This is a genomic window from Shigella sonnei (genome assembly GCF_002950395.1).
In the GTDB taxonomy this organism is placed as follows: Bacteria; Pseudomonadota; Gammaproteobacteria; order Enterobacterales; family Enterobacteriaceae; genus ECMA0423.
This window is the reverse complement of the sequence record NZ_CP026802.1, coordinates 3,014,597-3,038,789: the sequence shown is the minus strand read 5'-3', so window position 1 is coordinate 3,038,789 and position 24,193 is coordinate 3,014,597. Positions and strand designations below refer to the sequence as shown.

Sequence of the window (24,193 nt, the reverse complement as noted above, 5' to 3'; positions counted from 1 at the left end):
CCGGCAGTTGGCGCACAATGCCTGATGCGACGCTTGACGCGTCTTATCATGCCTACAGGTTTGTGCCGAACCGTAGGCCGGATAAGGCGTTCACGCCGCATCCGGCAGTTGGCGCACAATGCCTGATGCGACGCTTGACGCGTCTTATCATGCCTACAAGTCTGTGCCGAACCGTAGGCCGGATAAGGCGTTCACGCCGCATCCGGCAGTTGGCGCACAATGCCTGATGCGACGCTGACGCGTCTTATCATGCCTACAAGTCTGTGCCGAACCGTAGGCCGGATAAGGCGTTCACGCCGCATCCGGCAGTCGGCGCATAATGCCTGATGCGACGCTTGTCGCGTCTTATCATGCCTACAAGTCTGTGCCGAACCGTAGGCCGTATCCGGCATGTCACAAATAGAGCGCCGGAAATATCAACCGGCTCACCCCGCGCACCTTTAACGCATCAGCCAACGGCTCAACGTCTTCCGGCGTGGCGCTCGCCCAGCTTTGCGCCTCGCCATACACGCCGTGGGCATGAAACGCATTCAGGCGAACCGGAACATCGCCAAGTCTCTTGATAAACGTCGCCAGCTCATCGATGTGATGCAAATAATCCACCTGGTCTGGAATTACCAGCAAACGCAGTTCCGCCAGCTTGCCGCGCTCTGCAAGCAAACAGATGCTGCGCTTAATCTGCTGATTATCGCGTCCGGTTAAGTGTTGATGACATTCGCTCCCCCACGCTTTGAGATCGAGCATTGCGCCGTCACACACCGGGAGTAATTTTTCCCAGCCGGTTTCGCTCAACATGCCGTTACTGTCCACCAGGCAGGTGAGGTGGCGCAGTTGCGGATCGTTTTTGATAGCAGTAAACAGCGCCACTACAAACGGCAGTTGGGTCGTGGCTTCGCCGCCGCTTACCGTTATCCCTTCAATAAACAGCACCGCTTTGCGGACATGGCTAAGCACTTCGTCCACGCTCATGGATTGCGCCATTGGCGTGGCATGTTGCGGACACCTCTTCAGGCAGGTATCACACTGCTCGCAAACCACAGCGTTCCACACCACTTTGCCGTCAACAATCTGCAACGCCTGATGCGGACACTGTGGCACGCACTCCCCACAGTCATTGCAACGTCCCATCGTCCACGGATTGTGACAGTTTTTGCAGCGCAGATTGCAGCCCTGCAAAAACAGAGCCAGACGACTGCCTGGCCCGTCAACGCAGGAGAAGGGGATAATCTTACTGACTAAAGCGCATCTGCTGTTCATGGCTTATCACGCGCGGCTGGCGTTCCAGAATACGAGTGTTGCGTGCGGCTTCTTCGCCCAGCCAGGTGGTGTTGGTGCGTGAACCTTCGGCGCGATATTTTTCTAAATCCGACAAACGCACCATATAACCGGTAACGCGAACCAGATCGTTACCGCTGACATTGGCAGTAAATTCACGCATTCCGGCTTTAAAGGCACCGAGGCAAAGCTGTACCAGCGCCTGCGGATTACGTTTGATGGTTTCGTCGAGCGTCAGAATGTCGCTGATGCCGGAATAATAATAAGCATGATGCGGGGCGACAGTTTGCAGATGGGTGATCGGATCTGGCTCATCACCATACGGCAAACGCGCGCCCGGCGTGGTGCCGATATCGGAACTGATCCCCGACTGTGCGTGTAACATGGCGCGTTTTTGCCAGCCATATTTCACGGGGGTATTGGCGACAAACTCCGCCAGTTGCGCGCTGATGCGATAACCCACTTCATTTGCGGCGGCTTCTTTACCGTAGCGCGCGGCAATCCCTTCTTTCTTACACAGCAAGTTAACCGCTTCCGCCAGCCCATACATGCCAAACATTGGCACAAAACGTTCAGGGTTAATCAGCCCTTCTTTCACCAGGAAGCTATTCTCAAAGAAGTGTGATTGTTGATAGAGGAATTCACACCGCGCATCGATGATGGCGATCTGCTGCTGGCAGTAGTGCGGTAGAGTGCGCGTAAAGAAGTCATCCAGCGATTCGCTGCGCTCGGCAATGGCTTTCAGGTTAAGGCGTACCAGCGTGCTGCCACCACCCGCCAGCGGCAGTGAGTTGTAACAGCTCACAATCCCGTAGCCCCCTTTTGTGAAAATTTTATCATGCACCGGACCGTTGGCGATGTGCGGTTTGCTACATTCACAGATGTTCTTCGCCACTTCCAGCAGCAGGTCATCAGGGGTGATTTCAGGATCGTAGATAAAGGTCAGGTTCGGTGAAACCTGCTTCAACTCTGCGTCTGCACGTAAGATCGCGCGGGTAATGGGCGAATCAGACGGGCCGATATTGGCGTGCATAAAGGCGTCTGGCAGGGTTCTGTCGAGGTAACGCCAGAAACGTTTTATTCGAACATCGATCTCGTCTTGTGTTAGAATTCTAACATATGGTTGCAACAACGCATCCAGTTGCCCCAGGTAGACCGGCATCGATGTGACCGACGGTACGTGGTGGTAAAGAATGGTCAGCAGAGAGAGTGCGTCATCAAGATCTTTCGCGCCTTCCAGCTCCAGCCATTCGGAACCGTTCGCCAGAAAACGGGCGTAATCGGGTAAGACATAGCGCGGTTTGTACGGCGCATGACCTTCAAACATATCGCAGATTACACCCTCATCCAGCGCGCGGCGGGCTTCGGCAGGAAGCTGCGGATAAGGCAGATTGTTTTCTGCTTCCAGTGCCAGAAAATGGCGCTTCTGCTCCGGGCTAAGCACTGGGCTGGTGACAATTTGCTGGCAACGTTGTTGCAGTGCATTTTCATGAGAAGTGGGCATCTTCTTTTCCTTTTATGCCGAAGGTGATGCGCCATTGTAAGAAGTTTCGTGATGTTCACTTTGATCCTGATGCGTTTGCCACCACTGACGCATTCATTTGAAAGTGAATTATTTGAACCAGATCGCATTACAGTGATGCAAACTTGTAAGTAGATTTCCTTAATTGTGATGTATATCGAAGTGTGTTGCGGAGTAGATGTTAGAATACTAACAAACTCGCAAGGTGAATTTTATTGGCGACAAGCCAGGAGAATGAAATGACTGATCTGAAAGCAAGCAGCCTGCGTGCACTGAAATTGATGGACCTGACCACCCTGAATGACGACGACACCGACGAGAAAGTAATTGCTCTGTGTCATCAGGCCAAAACCCCGGTCGGCAATACCGCCGCTATCTGTATCTATCCTCGCTTTATCCCGATTGCTCGCAAAACGCTGAAAGAGCAGGGCACCCCGGAAATCCGAATCGCTACGGTAACCAACTTCCCACACGGTAACGATGACATCGAAATCGCGCTGGCAGAAACCCGTGCGGCAATCGCCTACGGTGCTGATGAAGTTGACGTTGTGTTCCCGTACCGCGCGCTGATGGCGGGTAACGAGCAGGTTGGTTTTGACCTGGTGAAAGCCTGTAAAGAGGCTTGCGCGGCAGCGAATGTACTGCTGAAAGTGATCATCGAAACCGGCGAACTGAAAGACGAAGCGCTGATCCGTAAAGCGTCTGAAATCTCCATCAAAGCGGGTGCGGACTTCATCAAAACCTCTACCGGTAAAGTGGCTGTGAACGCGACGCCGGAAAGCGCGCGCATCATGATGGAAGTGATCCGTGATATGGGCGTAGAAAAAACCGTTGGTTTCAAACCAGCGGGCGGCGTGCGTACTGCGGAAGATGCGCAGAAATATCTCGCCATCGCAGATGAACTGTTCGGTGCTGACTGGGCAGATGCGCGTCACTACCGCTTTGGTGCTTCCAGCCTGCTGGCAAGCCTGTTGAAAGCGCTGGGCCACGGTGACGGTAAGAGCGCCAGCAGCTACTAAGTAAGATGCTTTACGCCTGATGCGCTGCGCTTATCAGGCCTACGAGACGTATCTACCCGTAGGCCGGATAAGGCGTAGACGCATCCGGCAAAAGCCGCCTCATACTCTTTTCCTCGGGAGGTTACCTTGTTTCTCGCACAAGAAATTATTCGTAAAAAACGTGATGGTCATGCACTGAGCGATGAAGAAATTCGTTTCTTTATCAACGGCATTCGCGACAACACTATCTCCGAAGGGCAGATTGCCGCCCTCGCGATGACCATTTTCTTCCACGATATGACAATGCCTGAGCGTGTCTCGCTGACCATGGCGATGCGAGATTCAGGAACCGTTCTCGACTGGAAAAGCCTGCATCTGAATGGCCCGATTGTTGATAAACATTCCACTGGTGGCGTCGGCGATGTGACTTCGCTGATGTTGGGGCCGATGGTCGCAGCCTGCGGCGGCTATATTCCGATGATCTCTGGTCGCGGCCTCGGTCATACTGGCGGTACGCTCGACAAACTGGAATCCATCCCTGGCTTCGACATTTTCCCGGATGACAACCGTTTCCGCGAAATTATTAAAGACGTCGGCGTGGCGATTATCGGTCAGACCAGCTCACTGGCTCCGGCGGATAAACGTTTCTACGCGACCCGTGATATTACCGCAACCGTGGACTCCATCCCGCTGATCACCGCCTCTATTCTGGCGAAGAAACTTGCGGAAGGTCTGGACGCGCTGGTGATGGACGTGAAAGTGGGTAGCGGCGCGTTTATGCCGACCTACGAACTCTCTGAAGCCCTTGCCGAAGCGATTGTTGGCGTGGCTAACGGCGCTGGCGTGCGCACCACCGCGCTGCTCACCGACATGAATCAGGTACTGGCCTCCAGTGCAGGTAACGCGGTTGAAGTTCGTGAAGCGGTGCAGTTCCTGACGGGTGAGTATCGTAACCCGCGTCTGTTTGATGTCACGATGGCGCTGTGCGTGGAGATGCTTATCTCCGGCAAACTGGCGAAAGATGACGCCGAAGCGCGCGCGAAATTGCAAGCAGTGCTGGACAACGGTAAAGCAGCAGAAGTCTTTGGTCGTATGGTAGCGGCACAAAAAGGCCCAACCGACTTCGTTGAGAACTACGCGAAGTATCTGCCGACAGCGATGCTGACGAAAGCAGTCTATGCTGATACCGAAGGTTTTGTCAGTGAAATGGATACCCGCGCGCTGGGGATGGCAGTGGTTGCAATGGGCGGCGGTCGTCGTCAGGCATCTGACACCATTGATTACAGCGTCGGCTTTACTGATATGGCGCGTTTGGGCGACCAGGTAGACGGTCAGCGTCCGCTGGCGGTTATCCACGCGAAAGACGAAAACAGCTGGCAGGAAGCGGCGAAAGCGGTGAAAGCGGCAATTAAACTTGCCGATAAAGCACCGGAAAGCACACCAACTGTCTATCGCCGTATCAGCGAATAACGGTATACTGATCTGATCATTTAAATTTGAAGCACTGAGTACGGAGAACATATGAAACGTGCATTTATTATGGTGCTGGACTCATTCGGCATCGGCGCTACAGAAGATGCAGAACGCTTTGGTGACGTCGGGGCTGACACCCTGGGTCATATCGCAGAAGCTTGTGCCAAAGGCGAAGCTGATAACGGTCGTAAAGGTCCGCTCAATCTGCCAAATCTGACCCGTCTGGGGCTGGCGAAAGCACACGAAGGTTCTACCGGTTTCATTCCGGCGGGAATGGACGGCAACGCTGAAGTTATCGGCGCGTACGCATGGGCGCACGAAATGTCATCCGGTAAAGATACCCCGTCTGGTCACTGGGAAATCGCCGGTGTCCCGGTTCTATTTGAGTGGGGATATTTCTCCGATCACGAAAACAGCTTCCCGCAAGAGCTGCTGGATAAACTGGTTGAACGCGCTAATCTGCCGGGTTACCTCGGTAACTGCCACTCTTCCGGTACGGTCATTCTGGATCAGCTGGGCGAAGAGCACATGAAAACCGGCAAGCCGATTTTCTATACCTCCGCTGACTCTGTGTTCCAGATTGCCTGCCACGAAGAAACCTTTGGCCTGGATAAACTCTACGAACTGTGCGAAATCGCCCGTGAAGAGCTGACCAACGGCGGCTACAACATCGGTCGTGTTATCGCTCGTCCGTTTATCGGTGACAAAGCCGGTAACTTCCAGCGTACCGGTAACCGTCACGACCTGGCTGTTGAGCCGCCAGCACCGACCGTGCTGCAGAAACTGGTTGATGAAAAACACGGTCAGGTGGTTTCTGTCGGTAAAATTGCAGACATCTACGCCAACTGCGGTATCACCAAGAAAGTGAAAGCAACTGGCCTGGACGCGCTGTTTGACGCCACCATCAAAGAGATGAAAGAAGCGGGTGATAACACCATCGTCTTCACCAACTTCGTTGACTTCGACTCTTCCTGGGGCCACCGTCGCGACGTCGCCGGTTATGCTGTGGGTCTGGAGCTGTTCGACCGCCGTCTGCCGGAGCTGATGTCTCTGCTGCGCGATGACGACATCCTGATCCTCACTGCTGACCACGGTTGTGATCCGACCTGGACCGGTACTGACCACACGCGTGAACACATTCCGGTACTGGTTTACGGCCCGAAAGTAAAACCGGGCTCACTGGGTCACCGTGAAACCTTCGCGGATATCGGCCAGACTCTGGCAAAATATTTTGGTACTTCTGATATGGAATATGGCAAAGCCATGTTCTGATAATGGGTGCGGCTTGATGCCCTCACCCCGGCCCTCTCCCTCAGGGAGAGGGTGAAAACATGTTGATAAGGATAAAACAATGGCTACCCCACACATTAATGCAGAAATGGGCGATTTCGCTGACGTAGTTTTGATGCCAGGCGACCCGCTGCGTGCGAAGTATATTGCTGAAACTTTCCTTGAAGATGCCCGTGAAGTGAACAACGTTCGCGGTATGCTGGGCTTCACCGGTACTTACAAAGGCCGCAAAATTTCCGTAATGGGTCACGGTATGGGTATCCCGTCCTGCTCCATCTACACCAAAGAACTGATCACCGATTTCGGCGTGAAGAAAATTATCCGCGTGGGTTCCTGTGGCGCAGTTCTGCCGCACGTAAAACTGCGCGACGTCGTTATCGGTATGGGTGCCTGCACCGATTCCAAAGTTAACCGCATCCGTTTTAAAGATCATGACTTTGCCGCTATCGCTGACTTTGACATGGTGCGTAACGCGGTAGACGCGGCTAAAGCACTGGGCATTGATGCTCGCGTTGGTAACCTGTTCTCCGCTGACCTGTTCTACTCTCCGGACGGCGAAATGTTCGACGTGATGGAAAAATACGGCATCCTCGGCGTGGAAATGGAAGCGGCTGGTATCTACGGCGTCGCTGCAGAATTTGGCGCGAAAGCCCTGACCATCTGCACTGTGTCTGACCACATCCGCACTCACGAGCAGACCACTGCCGCTGAGCGTCAGACCACCTTCAACGACATGATCAAAATCGCACTGGAATCCGTTCTGCTGGGCGATAAAGAGTAATTGTGTTTCGCTGAAAGGCGATTGTCGTGTTAAGCCGGAGTGGGGGACTGCTCCGGCTTTTTAGTATCTATTCATCAATAGCAACTGATTTATAGATTTACTATTATTTTTCATATGGATAAAAAATAAAATACATTCAAGTATCTATTCACGAATCTATTCATTTATGTTCAGCCGTCATCCAGGAAGGGCATATCAGCAACTCTGGTGGACAACCATAAATTTCTCCCATTTTGCTTTTGATGTTTGAGCTAAGCCGTTCCGTCTTTTCGATCTATTTTAGAGAATTAATCGAGATACCTAACATTTTACTTACTTCAGCAAGCGATAATTTATGCCTGATACGCACGGCGGCTAGCCAGGAAATACGCTGGCTTAACATTAAATTGATAATCTCCCGCTCCTGGTTTTCCAGATCGATCATATTCCCTTCCTTTGGTATTTTAATCAGCGAGTTACCTTACCGCCCCCGCTATCCACGTCGACAACTCCCGTAGCTCTTTTTCCTGGTCCGGGAAGTCAACCAACAGCGCTTCGCACTCTTGTTGCAGCATATCCGCGCGGTACAGGCAGCCTTGCAGTCGCCCGGCGAGGGCTTCCAGCGGCGCGGGGTTGAGGCTGTCGGTAAACACCTGGGCGCGGGTGATATGGCCTTTTTCAACGTCGAAATGCAGTTCCACGCCGCCCCAGCTAAAGCGTTCATCCAGCAGATGCGAGAATGCCGGAGCCTGACCGAAGTTCCATTCCCAGCTACTCTGACGGGCAAAGGTTTCGGCGAAGTTTGGCAAGTCTGGCGTTTTGTCCGGGGAGATGATTTCCGCTTCTACACGCTCGCCATAATGGGCGAAAAAGGCCTTGGTTATGGCCTCGCAAACCTGCTCATGGGTGATCCCCGGCAGCAGCTCGGTGAGGTTGGTCACGCGGGAACGCACTGAGGTAATGCCTTTCGCCGCCAGTTTCTTTTTATCCGGATTGAGATAGTTTGCCAGGCGGCTAAGGTCGGCATTGAGCAGCAAAGTGCCGTGGTGGAAGCCACGATCTTTGGTTTCGCGATAGGCCGAGCCTGAGACTTTGCGGTCGCCTTCGACTGTTTTCACCACCAGATCGTTACGTCCGGACGCTTCGGCGCTGACGCCGAGCGCGTTCAGCGCATTGAGCACAATCGACGTAGAGATGGTTTTATCGTACTCCGGCTTGCCAGCCATAAAGGTAAAGCAGGTATTGCCGAGATCGTGGAACACCGCGCCGCCACCGCTACTGCGCCGCGCCAGGCGGACGTTATCTTCTTCCATCCGCCGGGTATTACACTCTTTCCACGGGTTCTGCGCGCGACCAATCACTACCGTGTCGGCATTGCGCCAGAGAAACAGAACGCGCTGCGTGGCGGGCATTTGGCGAAAAATACACTCTTCCACCGCCAGGTTAAACCACGGGTCGTAAGAGTCAGAGATGAGCAGGCGTAATGTGGACATAACGATTTCCTTTCTTGTAGTAATGGGTCACTCTTTTTTCTCGCTTTCTTCCTCTTCCGGCACCGGTTTGCTGGCGGTTAACAGGAAGGGCGATTGCTGCCAGCGGGTGCGTTTACCCTGTAGCAGCGTGCGGGTCAGCACTACGCCGATTGCCAGTGAGAGCAGCAACATCAGGCGTAAAATGTTAGTGGTGTTATCCACCTGTTGGGCTTCGGTGGCGAGCGTATGGGTGTCGAGTGTCAGGCGCAGATAGCCGAGCGGTCCGTTTTTACCCGCAATTGGCTCGACAATCTGCTGGTTAAAATAGCCGCCTGCTTTTTTACCGTCGAGCGCCAGCCGGTCGCGCACTTCGACGCTTTCGCCTGAACGGGCGATAAGATCGCCTTGTTCGTCATACACACCCGCGTCGAGGATGCGGCTTTCATCCGTTAACTGATCGAGGATCGCCTGAATGCGTTTTTCATCTGGTGAGTCGGTACGCATCAGCGGTGCAACGTTCAGCGTCACCTGACGCGCCAGGGTGCGGGCCAGTTCTTCCAGCTGTGGATTACGCTGTCGCTGGTGGTTTTGACTAAACCATGACGCCCCCTGCATCAGTGCCACTAACAAGGCAAGACAGAACAGGACAATCACTGCCCGATGCAGCCGGAATTTCAGTTTTGTGCGAGCCATCTTCCACCCTTTGAAAATTTGAGACTTAATGTTGCCAGAAGCAATGGATACAAGGTAGCCTCATGCGTTATTTTCCCTGCTTCGAACGATTTTACAGGAGCCTTAATGCCTAACATTACCTGGTGCGACCTGCCTGAAGATGTCTCTTTATGGCCGGGTCTGCCTCTTTCATTAAGTGGTGATGAAGTGATGCCACTGGATTACCACGCAGGTCGTAGCGGCTGGCTGCTGTATGGTCGTGGGCTGGATAAACAGCGTCTGACCCAATACCAGAGCAAACTGGGTGCGGCGATGGTGATTGTTGCCGCCTGGTGCGTGGAAGATTATCAGGTGATTCGTCTGGCAGGTTCACTCACCGCACGGGCTACGCGCCTGGCCCATGAAGCGCAACTGGATGTCGCCCCGCTGGGGAAAATCCCGCACCTGCGCACGCCGGGTTTGCTGGTGATGGACATGGATTCCACCGCCATCCAGATTGAATGTATTGATGAAATTGCCAAACTGGCCGGAACGGGCGAGATGGTGGCGGAAGTAACCGAACGGGCGATGCGCGGCGAACTCGATTTTACCGCCAGCCTGCGCAGCCGTGTGGCGACGCTGAAAGGCGCTGACGCCAATATTCTGCAACAGGTGCGTGAAAATCTGCCGCTGATGCCAGGCTTAACGCAACTGGTGCTCAAGCTGGAAACGCTGGGCTGGAAAGTGGCGATTGCCTCCGGCGGCTTTACTTTCTTTGCTGAATATCTGCGCGACAAGCTGCGCCTGACCGCCGTGGTAGCCAATGAACTGGAGATCATGGACGGTAAATTTACCGGCAATGTGATCGGCGACATCGTAGACGCGCAGTACAAAGCGAAAACTTTGACTCGCCTCGCGCAGGAGTATGAAATCCCGCTGGCGCAGACCGTGGCGATTGGCGATGGAGCTAATGACCTGCCGATGATCAAAGCAGCAGGGCTGGGGATTGCCTACCATGCCAAGCCAAAAGTGAATGAAAAGGCGGAAGTCACCATCCGTCACGCTGACCTGATGGGGGTATTCTGCATCCTCTCTGGCAGCCTGAATCAGAAGTAATTGCTCGCCCGCCATCCTGCGGGCGGCACAGCATTAACGAGGTACACCGTGGCAAAAGCTCCAAAACGCGCCTTTGTTTGTAATGAATGCGGGGCCGATTATCCGCGCTGGCAGGGGCAGTGCAGTGCCTGTCATGCCTGGAACACCATCACCGAGGTGCGTCTTGCTGCGTCGCCAACGGTGGCGCGTAACGAGCGTCTCAGCGGCTATGCCGGTAGCGCCGGGGTGGCAAAAGTCCAGAAACTCTCCGATATCAGCCTTGAAGAGCTGCCGCGTTTTTCCACCGGATTTAAAGAGTTCGACCGCGTACTAGGCGGCGGCGTGGTGCCGGGAAGCGCCATTCTGATTGGCGGTAACCCAGGTGCGGGGAAATCCACGCTGCTACTGCAAACGCTGTGCAAACTGGCCCAGCAGATGAAAACGCTGTATGTCACTGGCGAAGAGTCGCTGCAACAGGTGGCAATGCGCGCTCATCGCCTTGGCCTGCCGACTGACAATCTCAATATGTTGTCGGAAACCAGCATCGAACAGATCTGCCTGATTGCCGAAGAAGAGCAACCGAAACTGATGGTAATTGACTCGATCCAGGTGATGCATATGGCGGATGTACAATCATCGCCTGGTAGCGTGGCGCAGGTGCGTGAAACGGCGGCTTATCTGACGCGCTTCGCCAAAACGCGCGGTGTGGCGATTGTCATGGTTGGGCACGTAACCAAAGATGGCTCGCTGGCTGGCCCTAAAGTGCTGGAACACTGTATCGACTGTTCGGTGCTTCTGGATGGTGATGCCGACTCCCGTTTTCGCACCTTGCGCAGCCATAAAAACCGCTTCGGCGCGGTGAATGAGCTGGGCGTCTTCGCGATGACCGAACAGGGGCTGCGTGAAGTCAGCAACCCTTCGGCAATTTTCTTAAGTCGCGGAGATGAAGTGACCTCCGGCAGCTCCGTGATGGTGGTGTGGGAAGGAACGCGTCCGTTGCTGGTGGAGATTCAGGCGCTGGTCGATCACTCGATGATGGCGAATCCGCGCCGCGTGGCAGTGGGGCTGGAACAAAACCGTCTGGCAATCCTGCTGGCTGTCTTGCACCGTCACGGTGGTCTGCAAATGGCCGATCAGGATGTATTTGTGAACGTGGTCGGCGGCGTGAAGGTAACCGAAACCAGTGCCGATTTAGCGTTACTGCTGGCGATGGTTTCCAGCCTGCGTGACAGACCGCTGCCACAGGATCTGGTGGTGTTTGGTGAAGTCGGGCTGGCAGGGGAGATCCGCCCGGTGCCCAGCGGTCAGGAACGAATTTCAGAAGCGGCGAAACACGGTTTTCGCCGGGCGATTGTTCCGGCGGCTAACGTACCGAAAAAAGCGCCGGAAGGGATGCAGATTTTTGGCGTTAAAAAACTCTCCGACGCGCTTAGCGTGTTCGACGACTTATAATGAGAGATACGGAGGGAGATATGTCGTCATTTGATTACCTGAAAACTGCCATCAAGCAACAGGGCTGCACGCTACAGCAGGTAGCTGATGCCAGCGGTATGACCAAAGGGTATTTAAGCCAGTTACTGAATGCCAAAATTAAAAGCCCCAGCGCGCAAAAGCTGGAGGCGTTGCACCGTTTTTTGGGGCTTGAATTTCCCCGACAGAAGAAAACCATTGGTGTCGTATTCGGTAAGTTCTACCCGCTGCATACCGGACATATCTACCTTATCCAGCGCGCCTGTAGCCAGGTTGACGAGCTGCATATCATTATGGGTTTTGACGATACCCGCGACCGCGCGTTGTTTGAAGACAGCGCCATGTCGCAGCAGCCCACGGTGCCGGATCGTCTGCGCTGGTTATTACAAACTTTTAAATATCAGAAAAATATTCGCATTCATGCTTTCAACGAAGAGGGCATGGAGCCGTATCCGCACGGCTGGGATGTGTGGAGCAACGGCATCAAAAAGTTTATGGCTGAAAAGGGGATTCAGCCGGACCTGATCTACACCTCGGAAGAAGCCGATGCGCCACAGTATATGGAACATCTGGGGATCGATACGGTGCTGGTCGATCCGAAACGTACCTTTATGAGTATCAGCGGTGCGCAGATCCGCGAAAACCCGTTCCGCTACTGGGAATATATTCCTACGGAAGTGAAGCCGTTCTTTGTACGTACCGTGGCGATCCTTGGTGGCGAGTCGAGCGGTAAATCCACCCTGGTAAACAAACTTGCCAATATCTTCAATACCACCAGTGCGTGGGAATATGGTCGCGATTATGTCTTTTCACACCTCGGCGGTGATGAGATCGCATTGCAGTATTCCGATTACGATAAAATCGCGCTGGGCCACGCACAATACATTGATTTTGCAGTGAAATATGCCAATAAAGTGGCGTTTATTGACACTGATTTTGTCACTACCCAGGCGTTCTGCAAAAAGTACGAAGGGCGTGAGCATCCGTTCGTACAGGCGTTGATTGATGAATACCGTTTCGATCTGGTGATCCTGCTGGAGAACAACACGCCGTGGGTGGCGGATGGTTTACGCAGCCTCGGCAGTTCGGTGGATCGCAAAGAGTTCCAGAACTTGCTGGTGGAGATGCTGGAAGAGAACAATATCGAATTCGTGCGGGTTGAAGAGGACGATTATGACAGCCGTTTCCTGCGCTGCGTGGAGCTGGTGCGGGAGATGATGGGGGAGCAGAGATAACCGCGATGAAACGGCTCAAAGGCGAGGTATAAAATAAGTTTTTTGATGAGTTGAAAACCTCTCTGGAAGAGGCTGTCGAGATTAAACAAGGTTTGAAAAAACCTGCACGGGTGACCCGCTACGAAATTGCGGATACTAAGGCTGTTGTAGGCCGGAAAAGGCGTTCACGCCGTATCCGGCATTCGGTGCTCAATGCCTGATGCGACGCTTACCGCGTCTTATCAGGCCTGGAGATTCACAACGTATTGAAATTTCTTGGTTTGTAGGCCGGATAAGGCGTTCACGCCGCATCCGGCATTTTACGCATTACTTCGCAATACGCTTGTACTTGATACGCTTCGGCTCCAGTGCGTCTGCGCCCAGCGTGCGTTTCTTGTACTCTTCGTACTCAGTAAAGTTACCTTCGAAGAACTCAACTTTACCTTCATCCTGGTAGTCCAGGATGTGCGTGGCGATACGGTCGAGGAACCAACGGTCGTGCGAGATAACCATCGCACAGCCCGGGAACTCCAGCAGGGCGTTTTCCAGCGCGCGCAGGGTTTCGATATCCAGGTCGTTGGTTGGTTCGTCGAGCAGCAGCATGTTGCCGCCAACCTGCAGCAGCTTCGCCAGATGCAGACGACCGCGCTCACCACCGGAAAGTTCACCAACGCGTTTACCCTGATCAACCCCTTTAAAGTTAAAGCGGCCAACGTAGGCGCGGCTTGGCATCTCGGTGTTGCCGATCTTCATAATATCCAGCCCGCCGGAAACTTCTTCCCAAACGGTTTTGCTGTTATCCATTGAGTCACGGAACTGATCAACCGACGCCAGTTTCACCGTTTCACCTAAAGTGATGGTGCCGCTGTCCGGCTGTTCCTGACCAGAGATCATACGGAACAGGGTCGATTTACCCGCGCCGTTCGGACCGATGATCCCGACGATTGCCCCTTTCGGGATCGAGAAGCTCAGGTCATCAATCAGCAGGCGATCACCGTAGGATTTACGCAGGTTGCTGACTTCCAGCACTTTATCGCCCAGACGCGGTCCAGGTGGAATAAACAGTTCGTTGGTTTCGTTACGTTTCTGATATTCGGTGCTGTTCAGCTCTTCAAAGCGTGCCAGACGTGCTTTACCTTTCGACTGGCGGCCTTTAGTTCCCTGACGTACCCACTCCAGCTCTTTCTCGATCGACTTACGACGCGCCGCTTCTTGTGAAGCTTCCTGCGCCAGGCGCTGATCTTTCTGCTCCAGCCAGGAGGAGTAGTTGCCTTCCCACGGAATACCTTCACCGCGGTCAAGTTCGAGGATCCAGCCTGCAACGTTATCGAGGAAGTAACGGTCGTGGGTAATCGCCACCACGGTGCCCTCGAAGTCGTGCAGGAAGCGTTCCAGCCAGGCCACGGATTCGGCATCCAGGTGGTTGGTCGGTTCGTCGAGCAGCAGCATGTCTGGTTTTTCCAGCAGCAGGCGGCACAACGCTACGCGACGACGCTCACCACCGGAGAGGTTAGCGATTTTCGCGTCCCAGTCCGGCAGACGTAGCGCATCCGCCGCACGCTCCAGCTGTACGTTCAGGTTATGACCGTCGTGAGCCTGAATGATCTCTTCCAGACGGCCTTGTTCAGCGGCCAGCTTGTCAAAATCGGCATCCGGATCGGCGTACAGCGCATACACTTCATCCAGGCGTTTCAGGGCGTTAACCACTTCAGAAACCGCTTCTTCAATGGACTCACGCACGGTGTGTTCCGGGTTCAGCTGCGGTTCCTGCGGCAGGTAACCAATCTTGATGTCTGGCTGCGGACGCGCTTCACCTTCGATGTCTTTATCAATGCCCGCCATAATGCGCAGCAGGGTAGACTTACCCGCGCCGTTCAGACCCAGGACACCAATTTTTGCCCCAGGGAAGAAACTCAGAGAGATGTTTTTCAAAATATGACGTTTCGGCGGAACAACTTTGCCGACACGATGCATGGTATAAACGAATTGAGCCACGTTGGACTTCGCCTCTATGTTTATCGTGATGATGAGTTTTCAAAGGCGAAGTGTAGCCTTTTTCCCCGCCTAATCCCAGTTGGTCGATCACCTTCGCAGTAAAAGTAAAAAAGTGTCCGTAACGTGGCGTAAACGGCAATGACTGGTTAGCATAAATCTATTACGCGGCATGACGCTGCATTGATGTATTTACACTTAGAGGATGCGCTTGTGGAAAAAGCCAAACAAGTTACCTGGCGGCTGTTGGCTGCCGGTGTCTGTCTGCTGACGGTCAGCAGCGTGGCGCGAGCCGACTCACTGGATGAGCAGCGTAGCCGTTACGCGCAAATCAAGCAGGCCTGGGATAATCGACAAATGGATGTGGTCGAACAAATGATGCCTGGACTGAAGGATTATCCGCTTTATCCCTACCTGGAATACCGCCAGATCACCGATGATCTGATGAATCAACCGGCGGTGACGGTCACTAACTTTGTTCGCGCTAACCCCACGCTTCCTCCCGCTCGCACGCTGCAATCTCGTTTCGTCAATGAACTGGCGCGGCGTGAAGACTGGCGTGGCTTGTTAGCCTTTAGCCCGGAAAAGCCCGGAACTACCGAAGCGCAATGTAATTACTACTATGCGAAATGGAACACCGGGCAGAGTGAAGAAGCCTGGCAAGGGGCGAAAGAGCTGTGGCTAACCGGCAAGAGCCAGCCTAACGCCTGTGACAAGTTATTTAGCGTCTGGCGTGCGTCAGGTAAACAAGATCCGCTGGCGTATTTAGAGCGTATCCGTCTGGCGATGAAAGCGGGTAACACTGGCCTGGTAACAGTGCTGGCAGGGCAGATGCCTGCCGATTACCAGACTATCGCCTCGGCAATCATTTCACTGGCGAACAACCCTAATACGGTACTGACCTTCGCGCGTACAACCGGAGCGACCGATTTTACCCGTCAAATGGCAGCGGTGGCGTTTGCCAGTGTGGCGCGGCAGGATGCTGAAAATGCACGGCTGATGATCCCGTCGCTTGCCCAGGTGCAGCAGCTTAATGAAGATCAGATTCAGGAGCTGCGCGATATCGTCGCCTGGCGTTTGATGGGCAACGATGTCACCGACGAGCAGGCGAAATGGCGCGATGACGTCATTATGCGCTCGCAATCCACGTCGTTGATTGAACGCCGTGTGCGAATGGCACTTGGCACCGGCGATCGTCGCGGCCTGAATACCTGGCTGGCGCGTCTGCCGATGGAAGCAAAAGAGAAAGATGAATGGCGTTACTGGCAGGTGGATTTATTGCTGGAACGCGGACGTGAAGCTGAAGCGAAAGAGATTTTGCATCAACTCATGCAACAGCGTGGTTTCTACCCGATGGTTGCAGCACAACGCATCGGAGAAGAGTATGAGCTGAAGATTGATAAAGCGCCGCAGAATGTTGACAGCGCCCTGACTCAGGGGCCGGAGATGGCGCGCGTGCGCGAGTTGATGTACTGGAATCTCGATAACACCGCGCGTAGCGAGTGGGCCAATCTGGTGAAGAGCAAGTCAAAAACAGAGCAGGCTCAACTGGCTCGGTATGCTTTCAATAACCAATGGTGGGATCTTAGCGTTCAGGCAACGATCGCCGGGAAGCTTTGGGATCATCTGGAAGAGCGATTCCCGCTGGCTTACAACGATCTTTTCAAACGTTACACCAGTGGGAAAGAGATCCCGCAAAGCTATGCGATGGCGATTGCCCGTCAGGAGAGCGCCTGGAATCCGAAAGTGAAATCACCGGTAGGGGCCAGCGGCCTGATGCAGATTATGCCTGGTACAGCGACCCATACGGTGAAGATGTTCTCTATTCCTGGTTATAGCAGCCCTGGGCAATTGCTGGATCCGGAAACGAATATCAACATTGGCACCAGTTACCTGCAATATGTTTATCAGCAGTTTGGCAATAACCGTATTTTCTCCTCAGCAGCTTATAACGCCGGACCTGGACGGGTGCGAACCTGGCTTGGCAACAGCGCCGGGCGTATCGACGCTGTGGCATTTGTCGAGAGTATTCCGTTCTCCGAGACGCGCGGTTATGTGAAGAACGTGCTGGCTTATGACGCTTACTACCGTTATTTCATGGGGGATAAACCGACGTTGATGAGCGCCACGGAATGGGGACGTCGTTACTGATCCGCACGTTTATGATATGCTATCGTACTCTTTAGCGAGTACAACCGGGGGAGGCATTTTGCTTCCCCCGCTAACAATGGCGACATATTATGGCCCAACAATCACCCTATTCAGCAGCGATGGCAGAACAGCGTCACCAGGAGTGGTTACGTTTTGTCGACCTGCTTAAGAATGCCTACCAAAACGATCTCCATTTACCGTTGTTAAACCTGATGCTGACGCCAGATGAGCGCGAAGCGTTGGGGACTCGCGTGCGTATTGTCGAAGAGCTGTTGCGTGGCGAAATGAGTCAGCGTGAGTTAAAAAATGAACTCGGCGCGGGCATCGCGACGATTACGCGTGGATCTAACAGCCTGAAAGCCGCGCCCGTGGAGCTGCGCCAGTGGCTGGAAGAGGTGTTGCTGAAAAGCGATTGATTTTGTAGGCCTGATAAGACGCGGCAGCGTCGCATCAGGCATCGTGCACCGAATGCCGGATGCGGCGTGAACGCCTTATCCGTCCTACAATGCCTGATACACGGCATTGTGAAACGGACTCAGCGCCAGGATCACCGCCTGGTGATAGACGCTGGCGCGAGTGAGTTTCCCGGCGGTAAACACGCCGATCGCCCCTTCCTTACGACCAATCTCATCAATACCGGTATAACGCGACATCACGGGACCAAGCGCCTCACCTTCACGCACTTTCTGCAGAATCACCGCAGGTAACGGCAAAGTAGCCGAACGCGCCTCGCCGCGCTGGCTGGTGTTTTCAATCACCACCCAACTGAAAGTGCTGTCACCATCGATGCCAGCTTCAATCGCCACCCAAAAATCAGCCTCTGGAAGTAAACGGCGGGCATTTGCTACCCGATTTCGTGCGCCAGCGCGCGTTTCCTCACTGCCAAAGGGCTGTTCCGGTACACCGCTCTCGACGGCAACGGATGCAATATGGCAGGATCCTTCGCCGAAGATCTCGTGAAATGCCTGCAGAATGGCCTGAATTTTAGCGGGATTGGTGGTCGCACAGATAACTTGGTGCATAATCAGCATTACTCAGAAAATTAACGTTACAGCAGTATACGGAAAAAAAGCATGTTACAGGTATACCTAGTCCGCCACGGTGAAACGCAGTGGAACGCCGAGCGACGTATTCAGGGCCAGTCTGACAGCCCGCTGACCGCCAAAGGTGAGCAACAGGCGATGCAGGTGGCAACCCGTGCCAAAGAGCTTGGCATTACGCATATTATCAGTAGCGATTTAGGACGCACCCGGCGTACGGCGGAAATCATCGCCCAGGCCTGCGGCTGTGACATCATCTTTGATTCTCGCCTGCGTGAATTAAACATGGGTGTGCTGGAAAAAAGACATATCGATTCTCTGACCGAAGAAGAAGAGAACTGGCGTCGGCAGCTGGTCAATGGCACCGTTGACGGGCGTATTCCTGAAGGCGAGTCAATGCAGGAGCTCAGCGATCGCGTCAATGCGGCACTGGAATCTTGCCGGGACTTACCGCAGGGAAGCCGACCGCTGCTGGTGAGCCATGGTATTGCACTGGGATGTCTGGTGAGTACGATTCTCGGATTACCAGCATGGGCAGAGCGCCGCTTACGTCTGCGTAACTGTTCTATTTCGCGCGTGGATTATCAGGAAAGCCTGTGGCTGGCGTCTGGCTGGGTCGTTGAAACCGCAGGGGACATCTCGCATCTGGACGCCCCTGCATTAGATGAGCTGCAGCGTTAACGGCGGATAGGAATCAGCAGTTCACAGCGCAGATTAATTGGGCGATCTCCCGCTTTGGCGTCTTCTGCCGGGTAGTATCGCTCAATATCCTGACCTTTACGGCGCGTCAGGTTGAGCATTGGCATGCACGTTCCGTATACCGTCAGGATAAACTCCTGCACGCCGGTTCCCAGACCTTCATAGGTAAACATCACATATTCGCCGCCCTGCAGCATCACCGGATGCCCCGTCAGTACATAGCCATCTGCCTGATCCTGGGCTAACGCGGTGGTATAGAATACCTCTTGTTCGTCGTCTTTATCCTGACTCGGACGCGTTTCATTCAGGCCGTAGAGCACTGGCGGAATGGTCGGCGCGTTGCCGAGAAAATCGTGCCAGAACTGATAACGCATTTCATGGCGGAAATCAGAGATTTGCTCCAGCGAACAGGAGTAGCTCTGGGTAACACCAATCAGCGGCGTATCTTCCAGGGTGACAAATTTGTGCTCTGGCATTGTGAATTCACCCAGACGTAGCGGCGGGCGAATACCAAAGGCGCTCCATTCAGGAGAACGGCGGTAAAGTGCAGGAGTCTGGGCAAACTGCTTCTTGAATGCGCGGGTAAATGTCTGTTGAGAGTCGAAGCGGTATTGCAGCGCGATGTCCAGAATCGGACGCGCAGTCAGGCGTAGTGCGACCGCCGATTTCGACAAACGACGAGCACGAATATACGCGCCAATAGCATGGCCAGTGACATCTTTAAACATTCTCTGTAAGTGCCACTTGGAATAACCTGCTTTCGCCGCTACATTGTCGAGCGACAGGGGCTGATCCAGATGACCTTCCAGCCAGATTAAAAGGTCGCGAATAATGCCGGCCTGATCCATAAAATATCCTCATCCTTTCAACAACGAGCACCTGACATCAGGTAATTGGATAATAGCATTTTTTGCTGTTTTAGCATTCAGTGTTTTTTTCTTAGTAGAGTATGTTTTAGGGCTTGACGGAAATAAAAGTATTGAGATTTTGTTCTTAATCAATATGTTATTTACCGTGACGAACTAATTGCTCGTGTAATAGATAAAAATGGTAACAATATGAAATACAAGCATTTGATCCTGTCTTTAAGCCTGATAATGCTGGGGCCATTGGCTCATGCAGAAGAGATTGGTTCGGTCGACACCGTATTTAAAATGATCGGCCCGGATCACAAAATTGTTGTGGAAGCCTTTGACGATCCCGATGTGAAAAATGTCACCTGTTATGTGAGCCGGGCGAAAACAGGTGGTATTAAAGGGGGATTGGGTCTGGCGGAAGATACCTCCGATGCGGCTATTTCTTGTCAGCAAGTCGGGCCGATTGAACTGTCGGATCGTATTAAAAACGGCAAAGCTCAGGGCGAGGTAGTATTCAAAAAACGCACGTCCCTGGTCTTTAAGTCGTTACAGGTCGTGCGCTTTTATGACGCCAAACGCAACGCGCTCGCTTATCTGGCTTACTCCGACAAAGTTGTAGAAGGTTCGCCGAAAAACGCGATTAGCGCGGTTCCTGTCATGCCGTGGCGGCAATAACAGAGGCGATTTATGCAACGGGAAACGGTCTGGTTAGTGGAAGATGAGCAAGGGATAGCCGACACGCTGGTCTACATGTTGCAGCAGGAAGGTTTTGCCGTCGAGGTCTTTGAGCGAGGCTTGCCGGTGCTGGATAAAGCTCGCCAGCAGGTTCCCGACGTCATGATTCTCGATGTTGGTTTGCCTGATATCAGCGGCTTTGAATTGTGCCGCCAGTTACTGGCGCTCCATCCGGCGTTACCTGTACTGTTCCTGACGGCCCGAAGTGAAGAGGTCGATCGCCTGCTTGGGCTGGAAATTGGCGCTGACGACTATGTGGCTAAACCGTTTTCACCCCGCGAAGTGTGCGCCAGGGTGCGCACCTTACTGCGTCGGGTGAAGAAGTTCTCGTCGCCGTCTCCCGTCATCCGTATTGGTCATTTTGAATTGAATGAACCCGCGGCGCAGATCAGCTGGTTTGACACGCCATTAACGCTGACGCGGTATGAGTTTTTATTGCTGAAGACGTTACTCAAGTCGCCAGGCCGCGTCTGGTCCCGCCAGCAACTAATGGATAGCGTGTGGGAAGATGCGCAGGACACCTACGATCGCACCGTCGATACCCACATTAAAACGTTGCGTGCCAAGCTGCGCGCCATCAACCCCGATCTTTCTCCGATTAATACTCATCGCGGCATGGGATATAGCCTGAGGGGCCTGTAATGCGTATCGGCATGCGGTTGCTGCTGGGCTATTTTTTACTGGTGGCGGTGGCGGCCTGGTTCGTACTGGCTATTTTTGTCAAAGAAGTTAAACCGGGCGTGCGAAGAGCAACGGAGGGGACGTTAATCGATACCGCAACGTTGCTGGCGGAGCTGGCGCGTCCCGATTTGCTCTCTGGGGACCCAACGCATGGGCAACTGGCGCAGGCGTTTAATCAGCTACAACATCGCCCGTTTCGCGCCAATATCGGTGGCATTAACAAAGTGCGCAATGAATATCATGTCTATATGACCGATGCGCAGGGCAAAGTATTGTTCGATTCGGCAAATAAAGCCGTTGGGCAGGATTATTCGCGCTGGAATGACGTCTGGCTAACGTTGCGTGGTCAGTATGGTGCGCGTAGCACGTTGCAAAATCCTGCCGATCCCGAAAGTTCGGTGATGTATGTTGCCGCGCCGATTATGGACGGCTCGCGGCTTATTGGCGTTTTGAGCGTAGGCAAACCGAACGCGGCGATGGCTCCGGTCATTAAACGCAGCGAGCGGCGAATTTTATGGGCCAGCGCCATTTTGTTGGGGATCGCACTGGTGATTGGCGCAGGCATGGTTTGGTGGATCAACCGCTCCATTGCCCGGCTCACTCGCTATGCTGATTCCGTCACTGACAATAAGCCCGTTCCTCTTCCCGATCTCGGTAGTAGCGAGCTGCGTAAACTCGCGCAGGCGCTGGAAAGTATGCGCGTGAAGCTGGAAGGGAAAAACTATATTGAGCAGTATGTTTATGCGTTAACCCATGAGCTAAAAAGCCCACTGGCGGCGATTCGTGGCGCGGCGGAAATTTTACGCGAAGGTCCGCCGCCTGAAGTAGTGGCTCGTTTTACTGACAACATTCTGACGCAAAATGCGCGAATGCAGGCACTGGTGGAAACGTTACTACGCCAGGCAAGACTGGAGAATCGTCAGGAAGTCGTTTTGACTGCTGTTGATGTGGCGGCATTATTCCGCCGCGTCAGCGAAGCGCGCACCGTGCAGTTGGCAGAAAAAAACATCACTCTACATGTTACGCCCACCGAGGTTAATGTTGCTGCTGAACCGGCGTTACTGGATCAGGCGCTGGGGAATTTACTGGATAACGCCATCGATTTTACCCCCGAGAGCGGTCGTATAACGCTAAGCGCCGAAGTGGATCAGGAACACGTCACGCTTAAGGTGCTGGATACCGGTAGTGGTATTCCTGACTACGCGCTGTCACGTATTTTTGAACGCTTTTACTCTTTGCCGCGTGCAAATGGGCAAAAAAGCAGCGGTCTGGGGTTGGCGTTCGTCAGTGAGGTCGCCCGTTTGTTTAACGGCGAAGTCACGCTGCGCAACGTGCAGGAAGGTGGCGTGCTGGCCTCGCTTCGACTTCACCGTCACTTCACATAGCTTCAAATTCTTCCCACATAGCCTTCGTATCCTGCTGCCATTGCAAAGGAGAAGACTATGTTGAAATCCTCCCTGTTCTGGAAAATGACCACCCTGTTTGGTGCAGTATTGCTGTTGTTGATTCCGATAATGCTGATTCGGCAGGTGATTGTCGAACGTGCCGATTACCGTAGCGATGTGGAAGATGCGATTCGCCAAAGTACCAGCGGGCCGCAAAAACTTGTTGGGCCGCTTATCGCTATTCCTGTGACCGAGCTTTATACGGTACAGGAAGAGGATAAAACCGTGGAGCGGAAACGAAGTTTTATCCATTTTTGGTTACCTGAGTCATTGATGGTTGATGGCAATCAGAACGTGGAAGAACGCAAGATAGGGATTTATACCGGTCAGGTCTGGCACAGTGATTTAACGCTAAAAGCCGATTTCGATGTTTCGCGTCTTAGCGAACTCGACGCGCCAAATATCACCTTTGGCAAGCCATTTATTGTGATTAGCGTCGGGGATGCGCGTGGTATTGGTGTGGTGAAAGCGCCTGAAGTTAACGGAACGGCGCTGACCATTGAACCCGGCACCGGGTTAGAGCAAGGCGGGCAGGGCGTGCATATCCCTTTACCCGAAGGGGACTGGCGGAAGCAGAACCTGAAGCTGAATATGGCCCTGAATTTAAGCGGTACCGGCGATCTTTCTGTGGTGCCTGCCGGGCGTAATAGCGAAATGACCTTAACCAGCAACTGGCCGCATCCCAGTTTTTTAGGTGATTTTTTGCCAGCCAAACGGGAAGTTAGCGAGTCAGGTTTTCAGGCGCAATGGCAAAGCAGCTGGTTTGCTAATAATCTCGGTGAGCGTTTTGCTTCAGGCAATGATACCGGCTGGGAAAACTTCCTCGCGTTTAGCGTCGCAGTGACGACGCCAGCCGATCAATACCAATTAACGGACCGGGCGACTAAGTACGCCATTCTGCTGATTGCACTGACTTTTATGGCGTTCTTTGTTTTTGAAACGCTCACCGCGCAACGTTTACACCCAATGCAATATTTGCTGGTGGGGCTTTCATTGGTGATGTTTTATTTGCTCTTGCTGGCGCTTTCTGAACATATCGGTTTTACCGTGGCATGGATAATCGCCAGTCTGATTGGGGCGTTAATGAACGGTATTTATTTGCAGGCGGTATTGAAAGGCTGGCGCAATAGCATGTTGTTTACCCTCGCGCTGTTGTTGCTGGATGGAGTGATGTGGGGACTGCTCAACTCTGTCGATAGCGCGCTGTTGTTGGGAACCAGTGTGCTGGTGGTGGCGCTGGCCGGCATGATGTTTGTGACTCGTAATATCGACTGGTATGCGTTTTCACTGCCGAAAATGAAAGCCAGTAAAGAAGTTACAACGGACGATGAATTACGTATCTGGAAATAAGGTTGAAAAATAAAAACGGCGCT

Annotated in this window: 21 protein-coding genes and 2 pseudogenes; 15 read left to right on the top strand and 8 right to left on the bottom strand. The window is 53.4% G+C overall.

Annotation, left to right across the window (positions count from 1 at the left end; all coding sequences use genetic code 11):
• Positions 1-393: 393 nt before the first annotated feature.
• Both C1P89_RS15785 and C1P89_RS15780 read right to left on the bottom strand, forming a co-directional pair.
• The gene (locus C1P89_RS15785) at positions 394-1,257 is read right to left on the bottom strand and encodes a YjjW family glycine radical enzyme activase (RefSeq protein ID WP_001088402.1); all 864 of its coding nucleotides are present in this window, start codon (positions 1,255-1,257) and stop codon (positions 394-396) included.
• Complete coding sequence (locus C1P89_RS15780) at positions 1,229-2,779, bottom strand: YjjI family glycine radical enzyme (RefSeq protein ID WP_001143257.1); 1,551 nt, start codon at positions 2,777-2,779, stop codon at positions 1,229-1,231. The genes C1P89_RS15785 and C1P89_RS15780 overlap by 29 nt, the downstream gene beginning before the upstream one ends.
• Before the next feature lie 257 nt (positions 2,780-3,036).
• Here C1P89_RS15780 and deoC point away from each other — a divergent pair, with 257 nt between their 5' ends.
• The 4 genes from deoC (at position 3,037) to deoD (ending at position 7,339) form a co-directional block, all read left to right on the top strand.
• Complete coding sequence (deoC, locus tag C1P89_RS15775; RefSeq protein ID WP_001295412.1) at positions 3,037-3,816, top strand: deoxyribose-phosphate aldolase; 780 nt, start codon at positions 3,037-3,039, stop codon at positions 3,814-3,816.
• Between the two features lie 126 nt (positions 3,817-3,942).
• The gene (gene deoA / locus C1P89_RS15770; protein ID WP_000477811.1) at positions 3,943-5,265 is read left to right on the top strand and encodes a thymidine phosphorylase; all 1,323 of its coding nucleotides are present in this window, start codon (positions 3,943-3,945) and stop codon (positions 5,263-5,265) included.
• Positions 5,266-5,316: 51 nt separating this feature from the next.
• A complete protein-coding gene (gene deoB, locus C1P89_RS15765) occupies positions 5,317-6,540 on the top strand; it encodes a phosphopentomutase (RefSeq protein ID WP_000816474.1) in 1,224 nt (407 codons plus the stop codon).
• 79 nt (positions 6,541-6,619) lie between these two features.
• Positions 6,620-7,339 carry a purine-nucleoside phosphorylase gene (deoD, locus tag C1P89_RS15760; protein ID WP_000224877.1) on the top strand — a complete coding sequence of 240 codons (720 nt, stop codon included), beginning with the start codon at positions 6,620-6,622 and terminating at the stop codon, positions 7,337-7,339.
• 160 nt (positions 7,340-7,499) lie between these two features.
• Here deoD and C1P89_RS26030 read toward each other — a convergent pair.
• The 3 genes and pseudogenes from C1P89_RS26030 to C1P89_RS15750 all read right to left on the bottom strand — a co-directional run bounded on the left by C1P89_RS26030 (position 7,500) and on the right by C1P89_RS15750 (position 9,483).
• A pseudogene (locus C1P89_RS26030) lies at positions 7,500-7,763 on the bottom strand (helix-turn-helix domain-containing protein).
• A 31-nt stretch (positions 7,764-7,794) separates the two neighbouring features.
• Positions 7,795-8,811, bottom strand: a complete 1,017-nt coding sequence (lplA, locus tag C1P89_RS15755) for a lipoate--protein ligase (RefSeq protein ID WP_000105889.1) — start codon at positions 8,809-8,811, stop codon at positions 7,795-7,797.
• Between the two features lie 27 nt (positions 8,812-8,838).
• A complete protein-coding gene (locus C1P89_RS15750) occupies positions 8,839-9,483 on the bottom strand; it encodes a YtjB family periplasmic protein (RefSeq protein ID WP_000124615.1) in 645 nt (214 codons plus the stop codon).
• A 105-nt stretch (positions 9,484-9,588) separates the two neighbouring features.
• On the opposite strand from C1P89_RS15750, the gene serB reads away from it, so the two are divergent.
• The 4 genes and pseudogenes from serB to nadS form a co-directional block, all read left to right on the top strand.
• Positions 9,589-10,557: a phosphoserine phosphatase gene (gene serB / locus C1P89_RS15745; RefSeq protein ID WP_001132955.1), complete on the top strand. Its 969-nt coding sequence runs from the start codon at positions 9,589-9,591 to the stop codon at positions 10,555-10,557.
• Positions 10,558-10,605: 48 nt separating this feature from the next.
• Positions 10,606-11,988: a DNA repair protein RadA gene (gene radA, locus C1P89_RS15740; RefSeq protein ID WP_001029698.1), complete on the top strand. Its 1,383-nt coding sequence runs from the start codon at positions 10,606-10,608 to the stop codon at positions 11,986-11,988.
• 20 nt (positions 11,989-12,008) lie between these two features.
• Positions 12,009-13,241: a multifunctional transcriptional regulator/nicotinamide-nucleotide adenylyltransferase/ribosylnicotinamide kinase NadR gene (gene nadR, locus C1P89_RS15735; protein ID WP_000093810.1), complete on the top strand. Its 1,233-nt coding sequence runs from the start codon at positions 12,009-12,011 to the stop codon at positions 13,239-13,241.
• 38 nt (positions 13,242-13,279) lie between these two features.
• A pseudogene (gene nadS / locus C1P89_RS26270) lies at positions 13,280-13,387 on the top strand (NadS family protein); the annotation flags it as partial.
• A gap of 160 nt (positions 13,388-13,547) precedes the next feature.
• Here the strand turns inward: nadS and ettA are convergent.
• Positions 13,548-15,215 (bottom strand): energy-dependent translational throttle protein EttA, encoded by a 1,668-nt coding sequence (gene ettA, locus C1P89_RS15730; protein ID WP_000046749.1) that lies wholly within the window; start codon positions 15,213-15,215, stop codon positions 13,548-13,550.
• 210 nt (positions 15,216-15,425) lie between these two features.
• On the opposite strand from ettA, the gene sltY reads away from it, so the two are divergent.
• Both sltY and trpR read left to right on the top strand, forming a co-directional pair.
• Positions 15,426-17,363: a murein transglycosylase gene (gene sltY / locus C1P89_RS15725; RefSeq protein ID WP_005139164.1), complete on the top strand. Its 1,938-nt coding sequence runs from the start codon at positions 15,426-15,428 to the stop codon at positions 17,361-17,363.
• 89 nt (positions 17,364-17,452) lie between these two features.
• A complete protein-coding gene (gene trpR / locus C1P89_RS15720; RefSeq protein WP_000068679.1) occupies positions 17,453-17,779 on the top strand; it encodes a trp operon repressor in 327 nt (108 codons plus the stop codon).
• A gap of 84 nt (positions 17,780-17,863) precedes the next feature.
• Here the strand turns inward: trpR and yjjX are convergent, their stop codons facing one another.
• On the bottom strand, positions 17,864-18,385 hold the full coding sequence (gene yjjX / locus C1P89_RS15715; protein WP_005139165.1) for an inosine/xanthosine triphosphatase: 522 nt from the start codon (positions 18,383-18,385) through the stop codon (positions 17,864-17,866).
• Positions 18,386-18,436: 51 nt separating this feature from the next.
• Between yjjX and gpmB the strand changes: the two genes are divergently transcribed.
• Positions 18,437-19,084: a 2,3-diphosphoglycerate-dependent phosphoglycerate mutase GpmB gene (gene gpmB / locus C1P89_RS15710; protein WP_000942344.1), complete on the top strand. Its 648-nt coding sequence runs from the start codon at positions 18,437-18,439 to the stop codon at positions 19,082-19,084.
• Here the strand turns inward: gpmB and robA are convergent.
• The gene (gene robA / locus C1P89_RS15705; RefSeq protein ID WP_000371666.1) at positions 19,081-19,950 is read right to left on the bottom strand and encodes an MDR efflux pump AcrAB transcriptional activator RobA; all 870 of its coding nucleotides are present in this window, start codon (positions 19,948-19,950) and stop codon (positions 19,081-19,083) included. The two genes, gpmB and robA, sit on opposite strands and share 4 nt — an antisense overlap.
• 210 nt (positions 19,951-20,160) lie before the next feature.
• Here robA and creA point away from each other — a divergent pair, with 210 nt between their 5' ends.
• The 4 genes from creA to creD are packed head-to-tail and all read left to right on the top strand — an operon-like array spanning position 20,161 to position 24,170.
• Positions 20,161-20,634 carry a protein CreA gene (gene creA / locus C1P89_RS15700; RefSeq protein WP_000875487.1) on the top strand — a complete coding sequence of 158 codons (474 nt, stop codon included), beginning with the start codon at positions 20,161-20,163 and terminating at the stop codon, positions 20,632-20,634.
• 12 nt (positions 20,635-20,646) lie between these two features.
• Entirely contained in the window at positions 20,647-21,336 is a 690-nt protein-coding gene (gene creB, locus C1P89_RS15695; RefSeq protein WP_001188666.1) for a two-component system response regulator CreB, read from the top strand.
• Positions 21,336-22,760 carry a two-component system sensor histidine kinase CreC gene (gene creC / locus C1P89_RS15690; protein ID WP_001219588.1) on the top strand — a complete coding sequence of 475 codons (1,425 nt, stop codon included), beginning with the start codon at positions 21,336-21,338 and terminating at the stop codon, positions 22,758-22,760. Before creB ends, creC begins: the two co-directional genes overlap by 1 nt.
• A gap of 57 nt (positions 22,761-22,817) precedes the next feature.
• Complete coding sequence (gene creD / locus C1P89_RS15685) at positions 22,818-24,170, top strand: cell envelope integrity protein CreD (protein ID WP_000920429.1); 1,353 nt, start codon at positions 22,818-22,820, stop codon at positions 24,168-24,170.
• Positions 24,171-24,193 lie beyond the last annotated feature (23 nt).